The organism is Lonepinella sp. BR2357, assembly GCF_051851525.1.
Classification (GTDB): Bacteria; Pseudomonadota; Gammaproteobacteria; order Enterobacterales; family Pasteurellaceae; genus Lonepinella.
On record NZ_JBPDVG010000003.1, the window covers coordinates 88,094 to 107,706 of the forward strand.

The window sequence follows — 19,613 nt, forward strand, 5'->3', positions numbered from 1 at the left end:
AACTATGTCAGCATTTACGGAAACCTTATTTACCAATACATTAAACGTACGTATCAGCGATCCAGGCGAAGAGGGGGCGACTAGCCATTTTTTTGAAACCATTTATATTACCCTTATCGCCCATATTCAGGACGATCAGGTTGAGTATGAATTTACTCGGAAAATCGAAAACGAAGTCAAAATTCACCGCACTTTTACCGATTTAAATGTGCTATTCAAATTCTTAGCAGATTATCTCGACCCCGTTGCCTTAGGCAATTTAGGCGTAAAAATTGGTCAGATGGGATTAAATAAGTAAATAAAAAAACAGCCACTGATGTTATCCGAAAGCACGGTACATCAGTGGCTGATAAGGGAATGAACGCTTTACTACGAGCGTTGTTCTAGCAACAAGGTGTCGGTATTTTCAATGATAGGCTCTGCATTTTCCGTTACCAAGGTATCAATGGCCATGGCGGATTTTAACACTTCATCACGTAACTGTTTCGCCAGATCTTGTTCGCCCACTTGCTCAAAGACATAGGTCGCCATGGTGATATCATTCGGCTCAAGATTGTCCTTATTGGCCACCACTTTCTTAAATACTTCAGCAGCTTTCGCAAAATCGGCATTACGGACATACAAATAACCCAAGGCACGATAAGCACAACAGCCCGCTTTTTCGTCCGCACCTTTCACTCGTTTTTGCAAGAGTTTCACTAACTTACTACTATCCGTAGCTTGTAAACGAGTAATTTGAGCATATAACGGTTGATTAAATTCGCTGTCGGCGTCCAATTTTTTCAAGGTTTCGACGCTTAACTCATAGGCGGATTCATGATCGTTACAATCAATTAAACGTTGAATCAAGGCGATACGCACATAATTGTCGTTATGGCGTTTACGTGGTTGATCTTGCCACCATGCAAGTAAGCCATCTGCACCGTCTTCATTCATGATTTCATCCAATAACCCATTTTCCACTGCTTGTTGAAGTGCGGTGAATTCTTGGGCAGAATACATGCTACTACGTTCAATCATTGGCAATATTTCATCAAGTGCTTCAAATGCTTGAGATTTTTGATAAATCTCAATGGCCAGTTTTAAGACTTCTGGGTTTTTGTTTGTCATCACTAACAAACTATCCACCGAACTACGTGCGGCTGGCAGTTTATGTTGTAATAACAAAATACGAGTACGGGCTAACTCGACCACTAAATTATCTGGACCCGCTAATTCTGTGGCCTCCATTAGGTATTTATTGGCGTTGAAATCATCGCCACGTTGTTGGGCTGCCTCAGCGGCTTTGATAAAATTCAAAATCGGTTCATCAGAATGTTTGGCATTTTTACCAATTAATTTTTCCGCTTTGGAATAGTTGCCCTCGTCCATTTTGATTAACCCTTGTAGGGTTTGTTTTTGGGCTTTTACCCGTTTACGACGTGAAAACCAACCGTAGGTACTGTTACTTAAGCGGAAAAATTTACGTACGGCCCATTCAATAAAATAGACCACCGCCATGGCAATCACGAAGAAAACCACTAAGGTGACGAGGGATAATTCATAGTTAGTATTGGCCGTTTGAATTAACACATAGCCCTGTTTTCCGGCTAAATAAGGTCCTGCAATTAAGCCTGCTAGTAATACAAGCATGAGGAATAAAACTCTAAACATTGTATTGCTCCTTATTGTTGTTCCGTATTGGCGGGTTTCTCATCCGTATTTGTCGGTGTTTCACTGGACGCTTCAGCCGCTTTTTCTGGTTCTTGTGGCGTATTTTGTTCTGCCGATTTAATTTCTTCTACCGCCACTTGATTTGACTCTGTTAAGGCTTTATCAGCAGAAATCTCAATTTTTTGCACCTCTGGAGGGGTTTTATTGAGTAATTTATCCAATGCCGTTAAACTGCTTAACTGATTTGGCACCTCGACATAAATAGATTGATCCGCCAATTCATCTAGGGATTTTAAGAACGTCGTCGCCGTTTCTGAATGGGTATCAAAATAGCTACGAATCCACGCTGCCACTGTTTCAAGTGATTGTTTATAAAGCTCATTTTGTTGACGTGGTACGGCTAAAATGGCAATTTGTAAACGCAAGCGAATGTTTTCACGTAAATAAATATCTTGATTCGGGGCAAGCAAGGCTTGCGTGGTATTCTCAGTCCGAGGGGTGATACGAATAAAGTGATTCAAGAACGAGGTCGCACTTTTTTCAATGTTTTTCTCCCAGTCATTCACATCGTCGGAGATTTTGCTGTCTTGGTTTTGCTCATCACCAAAATTAACATTGGCCACCACCAACTCGTCCACATTGTTGGCCAGTTGCGACAAGCGTTGCATGATGGTATTTTGATCCACACTATTGACGGAAAGTAATTGTTTTAAGTCTTGATTAATGGCCGTGCGAATCGGTTTAACTTGCGGATCGTCTACTTTGGTCAACACTTCATCGGCCACTTTTAACAGCGCAATACTGGTATCAATATCGTTATCTAACAACAATTTACGTAACGCATTGGTGAGTAAGAAATCTGCCTCACTGAGTAACCATTCACTCGGTTGAGCATTACTGTTATTGGCCAATTTATTCACTTGGTCTTTTAACGCAGAATAAGCGTTGTCTTTGTCAGACAGGCTTTGTTCAAGGCTCGCCAATTTTTGATCGTTGGCTTTTAAACTGGCGAGAACGTTTTCCAGTTGTGCACGTTCTTGCTCAAAATTTGGCATTTCAGCGAGAGAGGGACGATTATTGGCGGTCGTGACTGCACCACCTGAGATTTTTTGCTCAAGTGCGGTGACTTTTTGGTTAATTTTATCCACTTCAAGTTGTCCAAAATAATAACCCGCACCGCCTAGGCCTAAAGCAACTAATAAGGCGAGTAACCCCATAGCTGAACCGCCTTTTTTGACCACCACCGTTTCGGTTTTCACAGGTTCGCTTTTGGCTGGCTCGGATGTTGTTGGCTCAGCTGTCACGCTTTGTTTCTCGTCTTTTTTACTTGTTTGAGCGTTGTTAGCGTCGGCTTGCGTGCTATTTAACACCGGCTCAACTTTGGCTTTTTTATCTGCTTTTTCAGTGAATGCTTGCTTCACGTTTTCAACCTCTTTTTCTACAATAGTTTGTGTTTCAACCGCATCAGATTGATTTGCTTTTTTATTGCTCATACCCACTCTCTCTAAAATTAAGCTGTTAATAACGTTAGGGTTTCCACCAAACTGGCATTATCTGCTTTGGGTGAAATAATAATCTTCTCGGGTTGCCAACCCACAGCAATGGCTAAATTCGCAATGCGGCGACTGATGGTGACAAGTTGACAACTTTTTAACCAAGTTTGGTCTCTCACTGGCACAAAGTCAACCAAAGAATGCAAAATTTCCGTACTGGTGACGATCACAGATTGCACGCCAGCTCGTTTCCATAAGTCAATTTGCGCCTCGGCCTGATACTGAATTGGCAAACGTTGATAACATTCTACCACATTAATCGTGGCACCACGTAATTTTGCTTGCTCAGCAAAATATTCCCGTCCGCCATTGCCTCGTAATATCAAGATATTTTTGTCCGCCAATGTCTGCATGGCTGTTAAACTTAACACGCCCTCGCTGTTTTCTTGCTGAAAAGGATAGTGTACCGCCCTTTCTGCTAGGCTTGCAAAATATTCTGCGGTGCCTTGCCCCACGGCAAAATACTGTAAATCTTCACGCCAGTGAAAACCCGTGGCTTGCAAGGTTTCTGTGGCAAATTTCACCGCACTTTTCGACACGCAGAAAATATAATCTCCCGCATTTAATTGGCTGATTCGGTTGGGTAATTCATTTAACTCTCGGCCAGCGGACAAGGAAAAAAAAGGCAAATGAATATTAGCAATTCCCGCTTTATTCAATTTCTCCGCTAACTGTTTGCCAGCCTCATCTGGTCGAGTAATCAACACCGCCATAACCATTAATCCTGATAGATTTCAGCTAAAATCTTGTCTGCCCCTTGGGCTAAAAGCTGTTCAGCAATCTGCACGCCTAAAACCTCGGCATTTTGCACCGCACTTTTACCATTTGCCCGAATAATTTTTGAACCGTCTAAAGCCCCCACTAACGCCTGCAAATAAACTTCATGGTTTTCTATCACCGCAAACCCAGCAATCGGCACTTGGCAACCGCCTTGTAAATGATTATTCATTGCACGTTCAGCTAATACACAAGCGGTGGTTTCAGGATCCGCCAAAGGGGCAAGCAATTGTTGCACTCGCTCATCAGCAATACGGCATTCAATTCCTACCGCCCCTTGCCCCGCTGCGGGGAGTGAACAATTAATATCCAAATAGGCCGTAATACGCTGTTGTAAACCCAAACGAATTAATCCCGCAGATGCCAAAATAATCGCATCATAATCGCCATTGTCTAACTTGCTTAATCTGGTCCCCACATTGCCACGTAGTGACTGAATATGCAAATCGGGGCGTAAATTCTTAAGCTGGCACTGACGGCGTAAACTAGAGGTACCGACAACCGCTCCTGCTGGCAAGGCCGCTAAATTCGGATAGTGATTAGACACAAAAGCATCTCGAGGATCTTCTCGTTGGCAAATCACGCTTAACCCTAAGCCAGTCGGAAATTGCATGGGGACATCTTTCATGGAATGCACCGCAATATCTGCCTCGCCATTTAATAAGGCCTGTTCTAATTCTTTGACAAACAAGCCTTTTCCGCCAATTTTTGCCAGTGGCGTATCTAAAATGACATCCCCTTTCGTCACCATTTTAACCAGTTCAATGGTTAAATCTGGATACAAGGCTTGCAAGCGATCTTTTACATAATTGGCTTGCCATAACGCTAATGGGCTTTGTCTTGTGGCTATTCTTAAACGGTTATTCATATTATCGTCAAACTATAAAATCATCTTAATTAATTTATCGGCTTTAATGCGAGAAAAACGTTTTAACAAGCGTTGAACCGGTGCAGGATATTGTTCCAGCGTATCCAGTTCTGAATAATGTTTCACAATATGCGTATATTGACGAATTTCACTTAATTCTTGTTGTATTTTCGGTTGTAATTGCTGTTTTGGATCGGAAATAAATAAACCATTTTCCGCATCAAGTCGCCAAGCTCGAGGGTTTAAATTATTGCCGGTTAATAACATATATTGATGATCGACCCAGATACCTTTGAGGTGATAACTATGATCTTGATCTTTCCAAAGGCGAACGGTTAGGTGGCCGTTATTCATTTCATGTTCAAATTTTTTACAAAACGAACGGAGATTTTTTTCATATAAATAAGGCAAACCTCCAGCCATTTTAAAGGGTTCAGATGGCGGAATATAAAAATCGTTGGCGGTTTTATCTCCCACAATAATTTCCACTTGCTTACCGTCATTTAATAGGTCACGAATTTTGATTTGTAAAGTGCGTGGAAAGTTAAAATAAGGCGTACAAATGGTTAATTTTTCTTCCACTAATACAAATAAATCTTGGATAGTTCGGTTAAGCAAATTATCTCTGGCTCCTAAGCCAAATAAAGGCGTGATACACAATTCATCGGCTAATGGCTCCGCACCTTTTACCTGATAAGCCCCTTGCGTCATTAAATGGCGACGGAAAGATTTAATGTGATGCTTAATTTCTTTGGTGGTCGGGCGTTGTTTATCGTCCAATGGGAAAACCGCATCGGGTGCGGTTAAATAGGTTTGCATAAATTGCACTAAACTGTCCGCCAAAGGGCTATTTTTGATTTTTTGATAGCGGTCGTAACGATATTTATCTTGTTGATATAAATACACATTATTAATGCTGGCACCGCTGTATAAAATGATGTCATCAAATACAAAGCCTTTAATATGTAATACCCCAAAGACTTCACGATTATTAATTGGCACCCCAAAAAACATCGGATCATTTTGATGCAACGCACGCTGTTCTGCATACCAATCCGCATTGGTTTTACCTTTTTCGGCACCAATTAAATTGCGTTGAGCCCGATGCCAATCCACAAAGATTTTCACGTCTAAATGCGGATTTTTGGCTTTGGCTTGGTAAATTTCGGCTAAAATTTCTTCACCGGCCTCATCTAATTGCCAGTAAAGTGCGGTGAAATAAATGCGAGTTTTGGCCGTTCGGATTAAGTCAATAATCGCTTGCTTAAACGCCTTGGGCCCTGAAATAAATTCAATATTATCCGCTTGTTGTGGCACATAATTGAGTTGTGCCAAATGCTGTTTAGCTCTATTTCGTCGATTAATAAACATAATATTTCTTCGTTTTATTCCGTTTCATTGAGTTAGTTTACAATATTTATCAGAGAATAGGGTAGAAAAAAGCATTTTTTTGCTATAATAGCCACAATCTTACTTTATTAGTGACCACATTATGAACAAATCTAAATCTTCCTCTTTCAGTCAACCTACTTTTTCGACAGCGTCCGATGAAAAACGTTTCAAACCGGCCTTTAAACAAGAACGTCAATTTGATGATCGTGCCGATAGACGTGAACGACATGATAAATTTGCCAAAAATAAACCGCACTTTGCGAACAAAAGTCCAGCACGACATGAAAACAGGGAGTTTGCTGAATATTCAGATCGCCGTTCAGCTCGTACAACACGCCCGACCTATCGTCAACCTGTGTTAGCACCACAAATTACCGAAACCACGTTAGGTGGCGTGAAAGTGATGGTGAAATCCACTGGTGTGAGTGACAAACCGAGAGAGAAGAAAACAGGTGCATTGTCACCGAGAGCCCCAGAAAAAATCAAGAAAAATCGGGCGGAAGAAATGAAAATCTTCGGGGAAAATGCTTGTTTAAGTTTGTTCGCTCAACGCCCTGAAACCATGGTTCGAGTTTGGGCGACGGTGGAAATGTCGCATAAAATCGGGGATATGCTCAGTTATTTAGCCGGTAATAAAAAAGTCTATCACATTGTGGATCGTGATGAATTAGAATTAGTCAGTGGTTCAGAACATCACGGTGGCATTTGTATGTTGGTGAAGAAACCTCGCACCTTTACCTTGACAGGTTATGTGGATTTGCCACGTAAAGCCGATTGTTTATTGATGTTAGACGGTGTGGCGAATAATCCACAAAATCTCGGTGGCATTTTACGCACCTGTGCGTTTTATGGCGTGAAAGGGATTGTAACCAGTCAACCCGATATGTTGCTCAATGCCAATACCGCACGTGTGGCCGAGGGCGGTTTAGAATATGTGCATATTTTACAAGCCCATGACGGTGAAACCGCTTTGCAACAATTACGTCAAGTTGGTTATCAAGTGGTACATATTAGCCAAGAAAAACAGGCTCAAAGCGTGAATAGCCTGAAGTTACAAGATAAAGTCGTGTTTGTGTTAGCGAACGGTTGGGCAACAAAAGAGGATACACAAGTGAATTTAAGTTTAGCCAATCCGCTAAAATCAGGCTTGAATGTCGCGGTGGCAACAGGGGTGTTGTTAGCTAAATGGGTGGCTCGATAGGTTACAATTTATCCGCATGATGAATTAACACAAAACGCTCCCAAAGTTCTTCTTGGGTTTCCAGATGCTCGGGATCGAGAATAATACATTTCGTGATTGGGCAAACTTTTTGGCACGTTGGGGTGTCATAATGTCCGACACATTCGGTGCAAAGATTGGGATCGATTTCGTAAATATCATCACCAATAGAGATCGCATCATTCGGACATTCCGGCAGACACATATCGCAATTCGTGCATTTATCAGTGATGAGTAACGCCATAACATTCTCGTAAGTTTAAAAGTGGGCGATTATAGCCAATTTTTATATAAATTTAAAGGTTAAAAATGAAACAAAAACAGCAGAAACAACTTCTTCAATTAGGCGTTATCTTGATCGGTTTGGTGCTTTATTTTGCCATGGATTGGTTTAAAAGTGAACACAACAAATCATCAACACCAAACACATCCACTCAACAAACCCAAAAACAACGTTCAAGCAACCAGAATTCAACCAATCATCATCAAAGTGCGGTGCAAACGGACTACGATTTTATTATGCGTCATGACGCAATTGGTCCGAATAAACAGGCGAAAACCGATTATTACATGCTCGCTTTATCTTGGTCACCGGCTTTTTGTGACAGTCAGCAAGAGAAATATGGCAACAATCTGCCCCAATCGGCTCAACTGCAATGTGGTACGCAACAACAATATGGCTGGGTGATTCATGGTTTATGGCCACAAAATGCTAACGCACGTAGCACCAGTGATCACCCAAGATTTTGCCAAGGGGATTTGCCAGCAGTGGATTATACGATCATTCAAAACTATTTAAGCGACAGCCCTAGCCCGAATTTACTGCAAGGCGAATGGGAAAAACACGGTGCCTGTGCCTTTGATTCTGCCGAACAATATTTTAAAAAACAGCAAGATTTATACCGCAGTTTAACCTTACCGACGCAACAATTAAGCAAAAAAGAGCTGTTCCGTTGGATGAAACAACATAATCCAGCGTTAAAAAATGCCTATTTAGGGGCAAGTCGTGCAGAATTATTTATTTGTTATGATTTAAATTGGCAAGTGATAGATTGCAAATAACTGACAATAATTTGATCTAAAGCAGTTACAATAGCATTCAGATCTCGCTATAATAGGGCGGATGTACAGTTTTATTATTTTTAACATAAAGAGGAAATATTATGTCAGTAATCAAAATGACAGACCTTGATTTAGCCGGTAAACGTCTTTTTATCCGTGCCGATCTTAATGTGCCAGTCAAAGACGGCAAGGTGACATCGGATGCGCGTATTCGTGCCACCATTCCAACCTTAAAACTCGCCTTAGAAAAAGGGGCGAAAGTCATGGTGACTTCTCACTTAGGTCGTCCAACCGAGGGCGAATTTGATGAAGCCTCCTCATTGCAACCCGTCGTAGATTACTTAAACAAAGCATTAGATGTGCCAGTACGTTTAGTGCGTGATTACTTAGACGGCGTTGAAGTGAATGCAAACGAAGTCGTGGTATTAGAAAACGTGCGTATTAACAAAGGTGAGAAGAAAAACGATCCTGAATTAGGCAAAAAATACGCCGCACTTTGTGATGTATTCGTGATGGACGCTTTCGGTACCGCTCACCGTGCCCAAGCCTCAACCTATGGCGTGGCAGAATATGCCCCAGTGGCTTGTGCTGGCCCATTATTAGCAGCAGAATTAGATGCCTTAGGTAAAGCCTTAAAAGAACCACAACGCCCAATGTTAGCTATTGTGGGTGGTTCAAAAGTCTCCACGAAATTAACTGTATTAGACAGCCTTTCAAAAATCGCTGATCAAATTATCGTGGGTGGTGGTATCGCTAATACCTTTATTGCTGCCGAAGGCAAAGCCGTGGGTAAATCGCTTTACGAAGAAGATTTAATTCCTGAAGCTCAACGTTTAGCTAAACAAACCAAAATCCCTGTGCCAGTGGATGTGCGTGTGGGTACTGAATTCTCTGAAACCGCTCCAGCCACTGAAAAATCAGTAGATGCGGTTCAAGCAGATGAATCTATCTTCGATATTGGTGACAAAACAGCAGAAGAATTAGCAGCGATCATCAAAGCATCAAAAACGATTCTTTGGAACGGTCCAGTAGGTGTATTTGAGTTCCCTAATTTCCGTAAAGGCACAGAAGTGATCTCTAATGCGATTGCAGAAGCGACCGCAAACGGTGCATTCTCTATTGCAGGCGGTGGTGATACATTAGCGGCTATTGATTTATTCGGTATTAAAGATAAAATTTCTTACATCTCAACTGGTGGCGGTGCGTTCTTAGAATTCGTAGAAGGCAAAGTGTTACCTGCGGTAGAAATTTTAGAAAAACGTGCGAACGGTTAATTAATTTAAACCCTCACCCCTGCCCCTCTCCCAAAGGGAGAGGGGAAAAGTGCGGTGAAAAAATGAGAAATTTTTAAACTTCCGATCTCGTCCCCTCTCCCTTTGGGAGAGGGCTAGGGTGAGGGTAAAAAATTCAAATCTAAATAAGGAAAAAACAAAATGGCATTATTAGACATTGTAAAACCAGGCGTTGTGACTGGTGATGACGTTCAAAAAGTATTCGCTTATGCAAAAGCACATAACTTTGCAATTCCTGCGGTAAACTGCGTGGGTTCTGACAGTGTAAATGCGGTATTAGAAACCGCTGCACGTGTGAAATCGCCAGTGATTATCCAATTCTCAAACGGTGGTGCAGCATTCTATGCCGGTAAAGGTATCAAACCAACTTCAGGCACACGTCCAGATGTATTAGGTGCCATTGCGGGTGCAAAACATGTACATAGTTTAGCTGTTGAATATGGTGTGCCAGTGATTCTTCATACTGACCACGCAGCGAAAAAATTATTACCATGGATTGACGGTTTATTAGATGCAGGTGAAAAACACTTTGCTGAAACAGGCAAACCATTATTCTCATCTCACATGATCGATTTATCTGAAGAGCCAATTGCAGAAAATATGGAAATCTGCAAAAAATACCTAGCTCGTATGGACAAATTAGGCATGACCCTTGAAATCGAAATCGGTATCACTGGTGGTGAAGAAGATGGCGTGGATAACAGCGATGTAGATGAATCACGTTTATACACTCAACCAAGCGAAGTACTTTTCGTGTATGACAGTCTTCACCCAATCAGCCCACGTTTCACTGTTGCAGCGGCATTCGGTAACGTACATGGGGTTTACAAACCAGGTAACGTGAAATTAAAACCATCTATTTTAGGTGCGTCACAAGATTTCGTTGAAAAAGAACGTAATCTAGCGAAAAAACCAATCGACTTCGTCTTCCACGGCGGTAGCGGTTCAAGCCGTGAAGAAATCCGTGAAGCCATCGGTTACGGTGCCATCAAAATGAACATTGACACCGATACACAATGGGCATCTTGGAATGGTATTCTTCAATTCTACAAAGCTAATGAAGCCTATCTTCAAGGTCAATTAGGTAACCCAGAAGGTCCAGATTCACCAAACAAAAAATTCTACGACCCACGTGTTTGGTTACGTAAAATGGAAGAATCGATGTCTAAACGCTTAGAACAATCTTTCGAAGATTTAAATTGTGTAAACGTATTATAATTACGTAAAATACGCTAAAATATCACCGCACTTTTGCTAATTATTGAGCGAAGTGCGGTTTTTTTATGGTGATTTTAGGGGAAAAGGAATAAATGAATTTATCACTGGATTTTATTAAGCAGAATAAAATACTGACGTTAACCAATGCAAGTGTTGGGCTATTTTTTCTGACGGTTTTACTGTTTAAAGGCTCGCATAATATCGGGTTTGCCTTATTAGTGGCAATAGGCATTATTTTTGCTATTTATCATGTGGTAAAAAAACAAAAAGCAAATTTCATAACACAAGATAAATGGATAACCGTCAGTTTCGTGTTTTATGTGTTGGTCTTTTTGCTATCACTACTTGTTAATGGTGGCAAAATGAGCGAACTGGATAATCCAAGCCGAGCGTTATTGGTGTTGCCGTTGATTTTATTATTTATCAAATATCCACCAAAATTAAGCGTATTATTGACTTGTATTCCAATCGGTGCCACCCTTGCTGGCATTGTGGCATTGACGCATCGATTTGTGTTGCATTATGTGAGAGCATTTCAGTACCAAATGCAGATCCAAGCGGGGGATATGGCCATGTCATTAGGCATGTTTAGCTTTGCTATTGCCTTATATTTTGCTTATAAAAAACACACAAAATTGACCGCACTTTGCTTTATCTCCTCATTATGCGGTATTTTAGCCAGTTTACTTTCTACCGCTCGTGGTGGTTGGGTTGGCGTGCCTGTTATTCTTGCGGTGATCTTTTGGGTTTATCGTAAACAGGTATCTAAAAAAGTGATTGGCATAGTTTCTACTATTTTAGTGCTGTTAATTGCCGTCGCTGTGATGATCCCACAAACCCAAATTACCCAACGTATTCAGAAAATGGAACATGATATTATCGTTTATATGGATAAAAATAATACTAGCACTTCGCTGGGTGCAAGATTTGATATGTGGAAAAGTGCGGTATTAATGGCGAAAGAAAAACCATTATTAGGTTGGGGATCCGAAGGAAGTAACCAACAGCGAAAGGAACAAGCTAAACAAAAATTGGTGAACCCAATCATTGTGAAGTTCACGCATGCCCATAATCAATATTTAGATGATCTTTCTAAACGAGGTATTTTAGGATTACTCGCCTTGTTGGGGATTTTATTGATTCCATTGCGTTACTTTTGGAAACACACTGCCTCACAACATGCGACGATAAAATTAACCGCACTTTTGGGCACCATTCATATTATTTCAGTGATCTTCTATGGTTTAAGCCAAGGTTTCTTTGCCCATAATTCAGGCACCATTTTTTATTTTCTGGTGACAATGATTTTTTATGGGGCGTTAAAGCATCAAATAAAAGAAAGTTAATCACTGCATAATGGGTTCAATTTCAAGCGTAGTCGACAAAGTGGTTGGAACTTGTTTTTAGGAATAAATTCTGTTTCTCACCGCACCAAATACCTGCTATGAGCAGAGAACGCCAAGAGCAACCGAATGACTAAATATGTTGTATTTTTTACCGCACTTTTAGTCATTCAGCTACAATATAGGATAGAGGGTTAAGCTCTATGTTACATCCACGCATTATTGCGAATAATACCCACTGCAATACCTTCTACTTCAAAGCGCTCTTGTTCACGCAAATTGACTACAATCGGCTCGTATTCTTCATTTTCAGGGTGTAAATAAATCACATCACCTTTGCGTTCTAAACGTTTTACGGTGACTTCGTCTTCAATACGGGCCACAATTACTTGACCGTTACGTACATCTTTGGTGCTGTGAACGGCTAATAAGTCGCCGTCTAAGATACCAATATCTTTCATGGATTGACCGTTGACTTTAAGTAAGAAATCCGCCTGTGGTTTAAACATTTCTGGATCTACTTTGTAGGTACCCTCAATGTGTTGTTCGGCTAAAATCGGTTCACCTGCGGCGACACGGCCAATTAAAGGTAACCCTTCCACTTCTTCCTCGTCATTGGATGACATCAATAAACGAATGCCTCGAGACATGCCCGGTACCATTTCAATGGCGCCTTTACGAGCCAAGGCTTTTAAATGTTCTTCTGCGGCATTAGGCGATTTAAAGCCTAATTCCCGAGAAATTTCCGCCCGTGTTGGTGGCACGCCAGCGGTTTCAAGGTGATGTTTTAAGAAGTCATAGACTTCTTGTTGACGAATGGTGAGGTTTTTACTGAGTGTTCTCATAGTTGTGCTTTCCTTTATGTTGTTTCGTACAGGTTATTTGAAATTATATACAGACTGGAATAAATTGCAATAAAAAGTTGATATTTTTTTATGCAAATTGGGGTTTACAAGAAATTTACTGAATATTACTTAAAATTTTGTTATAATTTCTCAACTATTTTTGATTATTTAAGGAATTTTTCATGTCTGTTTTAGGACGTATTCACTCATTTGAGTCTTGTGGCACGGTAGATGGACCTGGCATTCGGTTTATTTTGTTTATGCAAGGTTGTTTAATGCGTTGCAAGTATTGCCATAACCGAGATACATGGGATTTAGATGGTGGCCGTGAAATTGGCGTGGAAGAATTAATGAAAGAAGTGGTGAGCTATAAGCATTTTATGAATGCCACTGGCGGCGGCGTGACAGCCTCGGGGGGCGAGGCAATTTTACAAGCGGAATTTGTGCGTGACTGGTTTCGTGCCTGTAAAGCTGAGGGGATTAATACCTGTTTAGACACTAATGGCTTTGTGCGTGCTTATAATGAGGTGATTGATGAATTGTTGGATGTCACTGATTTAGTGTTACTCGATTTAAAACAGCTCAATGATAAAATTCATCAAAATCTGATTGGTGTGCCGAATAAACGCACCCTTGAATTTGCCAAATATTTACAAAAACGTAATATCCCGACTTGGGTGCGTTATGTGGTCGTGCCAGGTTATACCGATGCCGATGAAGATGTGCATTTGTTGGGGCAATTTATTGAGGGTATGCAAAATATTGAGAAAGTCGAATTGTTGCCTTATCACCGTTTAGGAGCGCATAAATGGAAAACCTTGGGCGTGGATTATGAACTGGAAGACGTGTTACCGCCGAAAAAAGAAAGCCTTGAGCATATTAAGCAGATTTTAGAGGGCTACGGACATATTGTGAAGTTTTAGTTCAAGCGATAAGGTCTTTATGCAACCGTAATGGTTAAAATTGTGGAGTTTACCCCATTCTTTTGGTCTAATTCCCCATATTGTTCAAAATTTGTGTAAATAAAGTTACCATAAACCCTAAAAAATCTGTATAATGACCGATGCTTTTTTGTATCCGTTTTAGCGTGCGGCTATCAAAAATATTTTGTAGATAAACAAAGAATATTTTTGCTAGTCGCAAATTGGAACAAAAGAGCAGTGTGTTATATCAACCAATCAAATGATTAAAAAAGGAAAAACATTGTGAATCCAATTGTGAAACAATTTAAATACGGTCAACATACCGTGACGCTTGAAACCGGTGCTATTGCCCGTCAAGCAACCGCTGCTGTGATGGCAAGCATGGACGATACCACGGTATTTGTTACCGTCGTCGCCAAAAAAGACGTGAAAGAGGGGCAAGATTTCTTCCCATTAACCGTGGATTATCAAGAACGTACCTATGCAGCCGGTAAAATCCCAGGGGGATTCTTCAAACGTGAGGGTCGTCCATCTGAGGGTGAAACCTTAACTGCTCGTTTAATCGACCGTCCAATTCGTCCATTATTCCCAGAGGGATTTTTAAACGAAATTCAAATTATTGCGACTGTGGTGTCAGTGAATCCGCAAATCAGCCCTGATTTAGTGGCTTTAATCGGTGCTTCTGCCGCATTATCTTTATCTGGTGTACCATTTAATGGTCCAATCGGTGCCGCTCGTGTGGGTTTCATTGATGATCAATTCGTGTTAAACCCAACCATGGCAGAACAAAAACAAAGCCGTTTGGATTTAGTGGTGGCTGGGACAGACAAAGCGGTATTAATGGTGGAATCTGAAGCCGATGTATTAAGCGAAGAACAAATGTTAGCTTCGGTGGTATTCGGTCATCAGCAACAACAAGTGGTCGTTGAAGCCATTAAAGAATTTGCTAAAGAAGCCGGCAAACCACGTTGGGATTGGGTTGCACCTGAACCAAATACGGCGTTAATTAATAAAGTGAAAGCGATTGCGGAAAGCCGTTTAGGTGATGCTTATCGTATTACGGAAAAACAAGTGCGTTATGAGCAAATTGATGCCATTAAAGCAGATGTAATTGCTCAAATCACCGCTGAAGATGAAGAAGTGAGTGAAGGTAAAATTATTGATATTTTCACTGCACTGGAAAGCCAAATCGTGCGTGGACGTATCATTGCAGGTGAACCACGTATTGACGGTCGTACCGTTGATACCGTACGTGCGTTAGATATTTGTACTGGCGTGTTACCACGTACTCACGGTTCAGCGATTTTCACGCGTGGTGAAACGCAAGCCTTAGCAGTGGCAACCTTAGGTACCGAGCGTGATGCACAAATTCTTGATGAATTAACTGGTGAACGTCAAGATAACTTCTTATTCCACTACAATTTCCCTCCGTATTCTGTGGGTGAAACAGGTCGTGTTGGCTCACCAAAACGTCGTGAAATTGGTCATGGTCGTTTGGCAAAACGTGGTGTCGCCGCTGTGATGCCAAGCATTACCGAGTTCCCTTATGTGGTGCGTGTAGTGTCTGAAATTACCGAATCTAATGGTTCATCTTCTATGGCGTCTGTATGTGGTGCTTCCCTTGCGTTAATGGACGCCGGTGTGCCAATTAAAGCCGCTGTTGCTGGTATCGCAATGGGCTTAGTGAAAGAAGATGACAAATTTGTGGTGCTTTCTGATATCTTAGGTGATGAAGATCACTTAGGCGATATGGACTTTAAAGTCGCTGGTACTCGTCAAGGTGTCACTGCGTTGCAAATGGATATTAAGATTGAGGGTATCACCGCTGAAATTATGCAAATTGCCTTAAATCAAGCGAAAAGTGCTCGTATGCACATCTTAGGTGTGATGGAACAAGCGATTCCTGCTCCACGTGAAGACATCTCTGATTTTGCACCACGTATTTACACCATGAAAATCGATCCGAAGAAAATCAAAGATGTGATCGGTAAAGGTGGTGCGGTGATTCGTGCGTTAACCGAAGAAACTGGCACATCTATTGATATTGATGATGACGGTACGGTGAAAATTGCCGCCGTTGACGGTAATGCAGTTAAAGCAGTGATGGCACGTATTGAAGACATTACCGCTGAAGTCGTGGCAGGTGAAATTTACAAAGGTAAAGTCACACGTTTAGCTGACTTCGGTGCGTTTGTCGCTATTCTTGGTGGCAAAGAGGGCTTGGTGCATATTTCTCAAATCGCGGAAGAACGTGTTGAGAAAGTGACAGATTACCTTGCGTTAGGTCAAGAAGTGCAAGTCAAAGTGGTGGAAATCGATCGTCAAGGTCGTATTCGTTTAACCATGAAAGACATTGCAGAAAAACAAGAAAATGTTGAACCAGCTGAACAAACAGCGGTCGAACAAGAATAATTTGTAAAAAAGCGACCGCACTTTATGCTGAATGCTTAAAGTGCGGTTTATTTCTCACAAATTTTGTCTAATTTAAGGCATTATAGGCAATGATATTGCTAGAAAGGTTAGTTGGAAGCAGTAAAATACTACTGCGTTTAGTTTTTGTTGTTGTGTTATCAGGTTGTGTTAATAGCACGAACGGTGTATTTGTAACAAAAAATAAGGTGACCTTGGCGGAGCAATATCCAAATATTCACTTTGAACAAGAAGTGATGATTGCTCGAATTAGCCAAATGTTGGTGATTGGACAGCTATCAAAAGACGAACGAGCAAATTTACATTTTGAGCGTGGTGTCCTTTACGATAGTCTAGGGCTTTGGGGATTGGCACGTTATGACTTTACCCAAGCGTTAGAACTGCAGCCGAATATGGCCGCAGTTTATAATTATTTAGGTTTATATTCGTTATTAGATGAAGATTATGATGCGGCGTTGGAGGCTTTCAACGTGGTATTTGAATTGGATCCCGATTATGAATACACCTATTTAAACCGTGGTTTAGATTTTTATTACACTGCACGTTATAACCTGGCACAACAGGATTTTTTGAAGTTTTACACTTCCGATAAAAAAGATCCTTATCGTACCCTGTGGTTATATTTAAATGAGCTTAAATTTAAACCCAATGAGGCGAAACAGAATTTAGTAAACCGAGCAGAACAGCTTTCTACTGAATACTGGGGGACTTTTATCGTCCAATATTATTTGGGCAAACTTTCAGAACAAGCATTATTCGACAAAGCCAAATCCTTTGTTGATCCGCAATCATCACAGTATGCGGAGATTTTGACTGAAACGTATTTTTATCTAGCAAAACAAAAACTCAATATTGGTAATTTGAGTGAGGCGGAAACCTTATTCAAATTGGCATTGGCAAATCAGGTGTATAATTTCGTTGAGTATCGTTTTGCATTGTTTGAACTGGCTAAATTGAAAGACATGGAAACCAGCGAGCAAAACAACGTGGTTACACAAAATAGCCCGACAAAATAATCGCCAAAGTGCGGTGATTTTTCTGCTATTTTTGGCGTAATTTAATTATACAAACTGAGAAAGCCCATTGAGCTTTCCTAGGGGCAATGCCCCCTAATAAACAATTCGAGTATTTTAATGACTGAAACAACTATGACTTTTGGCGACTTAGGTTTGCCAGAATTTATCCTTTCTGCAGTAACAGAAATGGGCTTTACTAATCCATCACCTATCCAACAAGCCTGTATTCCACACCTATTAAACGGTCGTGATGTGTTGGGGATGGCACAAACCGGTAGTGGTAAAACGGCGGCATTTTCCTTGCCATTATTGGCACAAATTGATGTGGAACAAAAACATCCACAAATGTTGGTGATGGCGCCCACTCGTGAATTAGCCATTCAAGTGGCCGATGCTTGTGAGCATTTTGCGAAAAACGCCAAAGGCATGCGTAGTGCCACCCTTTACGGCGGACAACGTTATGACATTCAATTACGTGCTTTAAAACAAGGCGCACAAGTCGTGGTGGGGACACCAGGGCGTATTTTAGACCACATTAAACGTGGTACCTTAAATTTGTCTGAATTGAAATTCATTGTGTTAGATGAAGCGGACGAAATGTTACGCATGGGCTTTATTGAAGATGTGGAAACCGTGATGGCGGAATTGCCTGAAAAACACCAAACGGCGTTATTCTCAGCGACCATGCCAGATCCGATTCGTCGTATCACCAAACGTTTTATGACCGATCCACAAGAAGTGAAAATTCAATCTACCCAACGTACCAACCCTGACATTGCTCAAAGCTGTTGGTATGTGCGTGGCTATCGTAAAAATGATGCCTTATTGCGTTTCTTAGAAGTGGAAGATTTTGACGCTGCGATTATTTTCACTCGCACCAAAACCGGCACCATGGACATCACCGAATTATTAGAAAAACATGGTTTCAGTGCGGCAGCGTTGAACGGTGACATGACGCAACAAGCTCGTGAGCAAACCTTAGATCGTTTACGCAACGGTAGCCTTGATATTTTAGTGGCAACGGATGTGGCCGCTCGAGGTTTAGATGTGGAACGTATCAGCCTTGTAGTCAACTATGATATTCCATTAGATGCAGAAAGCTATGTGCATCGTATCGGCCGTACTGGCCGAGCCGGTCGTTCAGGCAGTGCATTGTTGTTTGTGGAACCCAGAGAACGCCGTTTATTAGGCAATATTGAACGCTTAATGAAGAAACCAATTGATGAAGTGGGCGTACCAAATCATGAACAATTACAGGCTTGTCGCCGTGAAAAATTCGTGCGTAATATTACCAAACAATTAGAACACCATGATTTAGAAAAATACCGTGGTTTAATTGAAGATTTGTTTACTGCGGATCAAGATTTAGAAGATATTGCGGCCGCCATGTTAATGTTATTACAAGGCAAACAAAAACTCATTCTTCCACCGGATCCACCAATGGAAAAACGTTCAAGCCGTGATCGTGATGATCGTCGTGGTGATCGTCATGAGCGTCGTGACCGCAGTGATCGTGGTGAACGCCGTGGTTATGGTAATCCAGTGCCAATGGATCTTTATCGTATTGAAGTGGGCCGTGCGGATGGCGTGGATGTGCGTCATATCGTGGGTGCCATTGCTAACGAGGGTGATATTGATAGCCGTAATATCGGTCATATTAAATTATATGATGAGTATTCCACGGTGGAATTACCAAAAGGTATGCCGAAAGAATTGTTGCAAACCTTTAGCAAAACGCGTGTGTTAAATAAACAAATTCGTATGACATTTGTCAGCGAGGCACAAGGTGGCGAGCGTGGCGGACGTGATGATCGTCGTGGTGGCAATGGCAATAGCCGACGTCGTAGTAATGACCGTAACGATCGTGGCGAGCGTAGTTTCCGTGGTGATCGTAAATTCTCGGGTAAAAATGACCGCGGTTTTAAAGAAAACAGTGGCAAAGATTTTCGTGAGAAACGCCAACGTTAATTGATCTGTCTAAGATGAAAAAGGGACGCGATATTGTAGCGTCCCTTTGTTTTA

Annotated in this window: 17 protein-coding genes; 10 read left to right on the forward strand and 7 right to left on the reverse strand. The window is 41.3% G+C overall.

The features are described from left to right. The first annotated feature begins 4 nt into the window (after positions 1-4). Entirely contained in the window at positions 5-298 is a 294-nt protein-coding gene (locus ACTG7L_RS02590; RefSeq protein ID WP_439240105.1) for a DUF5377 family protein, read from the forward strand. 71 nt (positions 299-369) lie between these two features. Here the strand turns inward: ACTG7L_RS02590 and ACTG7L_RS02595 are convergent, their stop codons facing one another. Genes ACTG7L_RS02595 through pssA form a run of 5 tightly spaced genes read right to left on the reverse strand, consistent with a single transcriptional unit; the run spans position 370 to position 6,222 of the window. Further along, the gene (locus ACTG7L_RS02595; RefSeq protein ID WP_439287373.1) at positions 370-1,653 is read right to left on the reverse strand and encodes a heme biosynthesis HemY N-terminal domain-containing protein; all 1,284 of its coding nucleotides are present in this window, start codon (positions 1,651-1,653) and stop codon (positions 370-372) included. A gap of 11 nt (positions 1,654-1,664) precedes the next feature. Further along, complete coding sequence (locus ACTG7L_RS02600; protein ID WP_439287374.1) at positions 1,665-3,146, reverse strand: uroporphyrinogen-III C-methyltransferase; 1,482 nt, start codon at positions 3,144-3,146, stop codon at positions 1,665-1,667. Between the two features lie 17 nt (positions 3,147-3,163). Beyond that, a complete protein-coding gene (locus ACTG7L_RS02605; RefSeq protein WP_439287375.1) occupies positions 3,164-3,919 on the reverse strand; it encodes a uroporphyrinogen-III synthase in 756 nt (251 codons plus the stop codon). Between the two features lie 5 nt (positions 3,920-3,924). Beyond that, a complete protein-coding gene (gene hemC, locus ACTG7L_RS02610; protein ID WP_439287376.1) occupies positions 3,925-4,851 on the reverse strand; it encodes a hydroxymethylbilane synthase in 927 nt (308 codons plus the stop codon). Positions 4,852-4,863: 12 nt separating this feature from the next. After that, on the reverse strand, positions 4,864-6,222 hold the full coding sequence (gene pssA / locus ACTG7L_RS02615) for a CDP-diacylglycerol--serine O-phosphatidyltransferase (RefSeq protein WP_439287377.1): 1,359 nt from the start codon (positions 6,220-6,222) through the stop codon (positions 4,864-4,866). A gap of 121 nt (positions 6,223-6,343) precedes the next feature. On the opposite strand from pssA, the gene ACTG7L_RS02620 reads away from it, so the two are divergent. Then, entirely contained in the window at positions 6,344-7,444 is a 1,101-nt protein-coding gene (locus ACTG7L_RS02620; protein WP_439287378.1) for a TrmH family RNA methyltransferase, read from the forward strand. Position 7,445: 1 nt separating this feature from the next. On the opposite strand, the gene ACTG7L_RS02625 is transcribed toward ACTG7L_RS02620, so the two are convergent. After that, the gene (locus tag ACTG7L_RS02625; RefSeq protein WP_439240090.1) at positions 7,446-7,706 is read right to left on the reverse strand and encodes a YfhL family 4Fe-4S dicluster ferredoxin; all 261 of its coding nucleotides are present in this window, start codon (positions 7,704-7,706) and stop codon (positions 7,446-7,448) included. A 65-nt stretch (positions 7,707-7,771) separates the two neighbouring features. Here ACTG7L_RS02625 and ACTG7L_RS02630 point away from each other — a divergent pair, with 65 nt between their 5' ends. From ACTG7L_RS02630 to ACTG7L_RS02645, 4 genes are all read left to right on the forward strand, one after another. Then, on the forward strand, positions 7,772-8,524 hold the full coding sequence (locus tag ACTG7L_RS02630) for a ribonuclease T2 family protein (protein ID WP_439287379.1): 753 nt from the start codon (positions 7,772-7,774) through the stop codon (positions 8,522-8,524). A 101-nt stretch (positions 8,525-8,625) separates the two neighbouring features. Beyond that, the gene (locus tag ACTG7L_RS02635; RefSeq protein ID WP_439258199.1) at positions 8,626-9,798 is read left to right on the forward strand and encodes a phosphoglycerate kinase; all 1,173 of its coding nucleotides are present in this window, start codon (positions 8,626-8,628) and stop codon (positions 9,796-9,798) included. A gap of 159 nt (positions 9,799-9,957) precedes the next feature. After that, positions 9,958-11,034, forward strand: a complete 1,077-nt coding sequence (gene fbaA, locus ACTG7L_RS02640; protein ID WP_439287380.1) for a class II fructose-bisphosphate aldolase — start codon at positions 9,958-9,960, stop codon at positions 11,032-11,034. 92 nt (positions 11,035-11,126) lie between these two features. After that, positions 11,127-12,380 (forward strand): O-antigen ligase family protein, encoded by a 1,254-nt coding sequence (locus ACTG7L_RS02645; RefSeq protein ID WP_439287381.1) that lies wholly within the window; start codon positions 11,127-11,129, stop codon positions 12,378-12,380. A 203-nt stretch (positions 12,381-12,583) separates the two neighbouring features. On the opposite strand, the gene lexA is transcribed toward ACTG7L_RS02645, so the two are convergent. After that, the gene (gene lexA, locus ACTG7L_RS02650; protein WP_439239876.1) at positions 12,584-13,222 is read right to left on the reverse strand and encodes a transcriptional repressor LexA; all 639 of its coding nucleotides are present in this window, start codon (positions 13,220-13,222) and stop codon (positions 12,584-12,586) included. A gap of 182 nt (positions 13,223-13,404) precedes the next feature. Here lexA and pflA point away from each other — a divergent pair, with 182 nt between their 5' ends. From pflA to ACTG7L_RS02670, 4 genes are all read left to right on the forward strand, one after another. Further along, a complete protein-coding gene (pflA, locus tag ACTG7L_RS02655) occupies positions 13,405-14,145 on the forward strand; it encodes a pyruvate formate lyase 1-activating protein (RefSeq protein ID WP_439239875.1) in 741 nt (246 codons plus the stop codon). A 282-nt stretch (positions 14,146-14,427) separates the two neighbouring features. Further along, positions 14,428-16,557 carry a polyribonucleotide nucleotidyltransferase gene (gene pnp / locus ACTG7L_RS02660; protein ID WP_439287382.1) on the forward strand — a complete coding sequence of 710 codons (2,130 nt, stop codon included), beginning with the start codon at positions 14,428-14,430 and terminating at the stop codon, positions 16,555-16,557. Positions 16,558-16,649: 92 nt separating this feature from the next. After that, positions 16,650-17,591: a lipoprotein NlpI gene (nlpI, locus tag ACTG7L_RS02665; RefSeq protein WP_439287458.1), complete on the forward strand. Its 942-nt coding sequence runs from the start codon at positions 16,650-16,652 to the stop codon at positions 17,589-17,591. 117 nt (positions 17,592-17,708) lie between these two features. Further along, positions 17,709-19,559, forward strand: a complete 1,851-nt coding sequence (locus ACTG7L_RS02670; RefSeq protein WP_439287383.1) for a DEAD/DEAH box helicase — start codon at positions 17,709-17,711, stop codon at positions 19,557-19,559. The last annotated feature ends 54 nt before the right edge of the window (positions 19,560-19,613 follow it).

What these genes read in the sequence shown, in the direction of transcription:
- ACTG7L_RS02590 (WP_439240105.1), top strand. Translation starts at nt 5, where the DNA reads ATGTCAGCATTTACGGAAACCTTATTTACCAATACATTAAACGTACGT.
- ACTG7L_RS02595 (WP_439287373.1), bottom strand. Translation starts at nt 1,653, where the DNA reads ATGTTTAGAGTTTTATTCCTCATGCTTGTATTACTAGCAGGCTTAATT.
- ACTG7L_RS02600 (WP_439287374.1), bottom strand. Translation starts at nt 3,146, where the DNA reads ATGAGCAATAAAAAAGCAAATCAATCTGATGCGGTTGAAACACAAACT.
- ACTG7L_RS02605 (WP_439287375.1), bottom strand. Translation starts at nt 3,919, where the DNA reads ATGGCGGTGTTGATTACTCGACCAGATGAGGCTGGCAAACAGTTAGCG.
- hemC (WP_439287376.1), bottom strand. Translation starts at nt 4,851, where the DNA reads ATGAATAACCGTTTAAGAATAGCCACAAGACAAAGCCCATTAGCGTTA.
- pssA (WP_439287377.1), bottom strand. Translation starts at nt 6,222, where the DNA reads ATGTTTATTAATCGACGAAATAGAGCTAAACAGCATTTGGCACAACTC.
- ACTG7L_RS02620 (WP_439287378.1), top strand. Translation starts at nt 6,344, where the DNA reads ATGAACAAATCTAAATCTTCCTCTTTCAGTCAACCTACTTTTTCGACA.
- ACTG7L_RS02625 (WP_439240090.1), bottom strand. Translation starts at nt 7,706, where the DNA reads ATGGCGTTACTCATCACTGATAAATGCACGAATTGCGATATGTGTCTG.
- ACTG7L_RS02630 (WP_439287379.1), top strand. Translation starts at nt 7,772, where the DNA reads ATGAAACAAAAACAGCAGAAACAACTTCTTCAATTAGGCGTTATCTTG.
- ACTG7L_RS02635 (WP_439258199.1), top strand. Translation starts at nt 8,626, where the DNA reads ATGTCAGTAATCAAAATGACAGACCTTGATTTAGCCGGTAAACGTCTT.
- fbaA (WP_439287380.1), top strand. Translation starts at nt 9,958, where the DNA reads ATGGCATTATTAGACATTGTAAAACCAGGCGTTGTGACTGGTGATGAC.
- ACTG7L_RS02645 (WP_439287381.1), top strand. Translation starts at nt 11,127, where the DNA reads ATGAATTTATCACTGGATTTTATTAAGCAGAATAAAATACTGACGTTA.
- lexA (WP_439239876.1), bottom strand. Translation starts at nt 13,222, where the DNA reads ATGAGAACACTCAGTAAAAACCTCACCATTCGTCAACAAGAAGTCTAT.
- pflA (WP_439239875.1), top strand. Translation starts at nt 13,405, where the DNA reads ATGTCTGTTTTAGGACGTATTCACTCATTTGAGTCTTGTGGCACGGTA.
- ACTG7L_RS02670 (WP_439287383.1), top strand. Translation starts at nt 17,709, where the DNA reads ATGACTGAAACAACTATGACTTTTGGCGACTTAGGTTTGCCAGAATTT.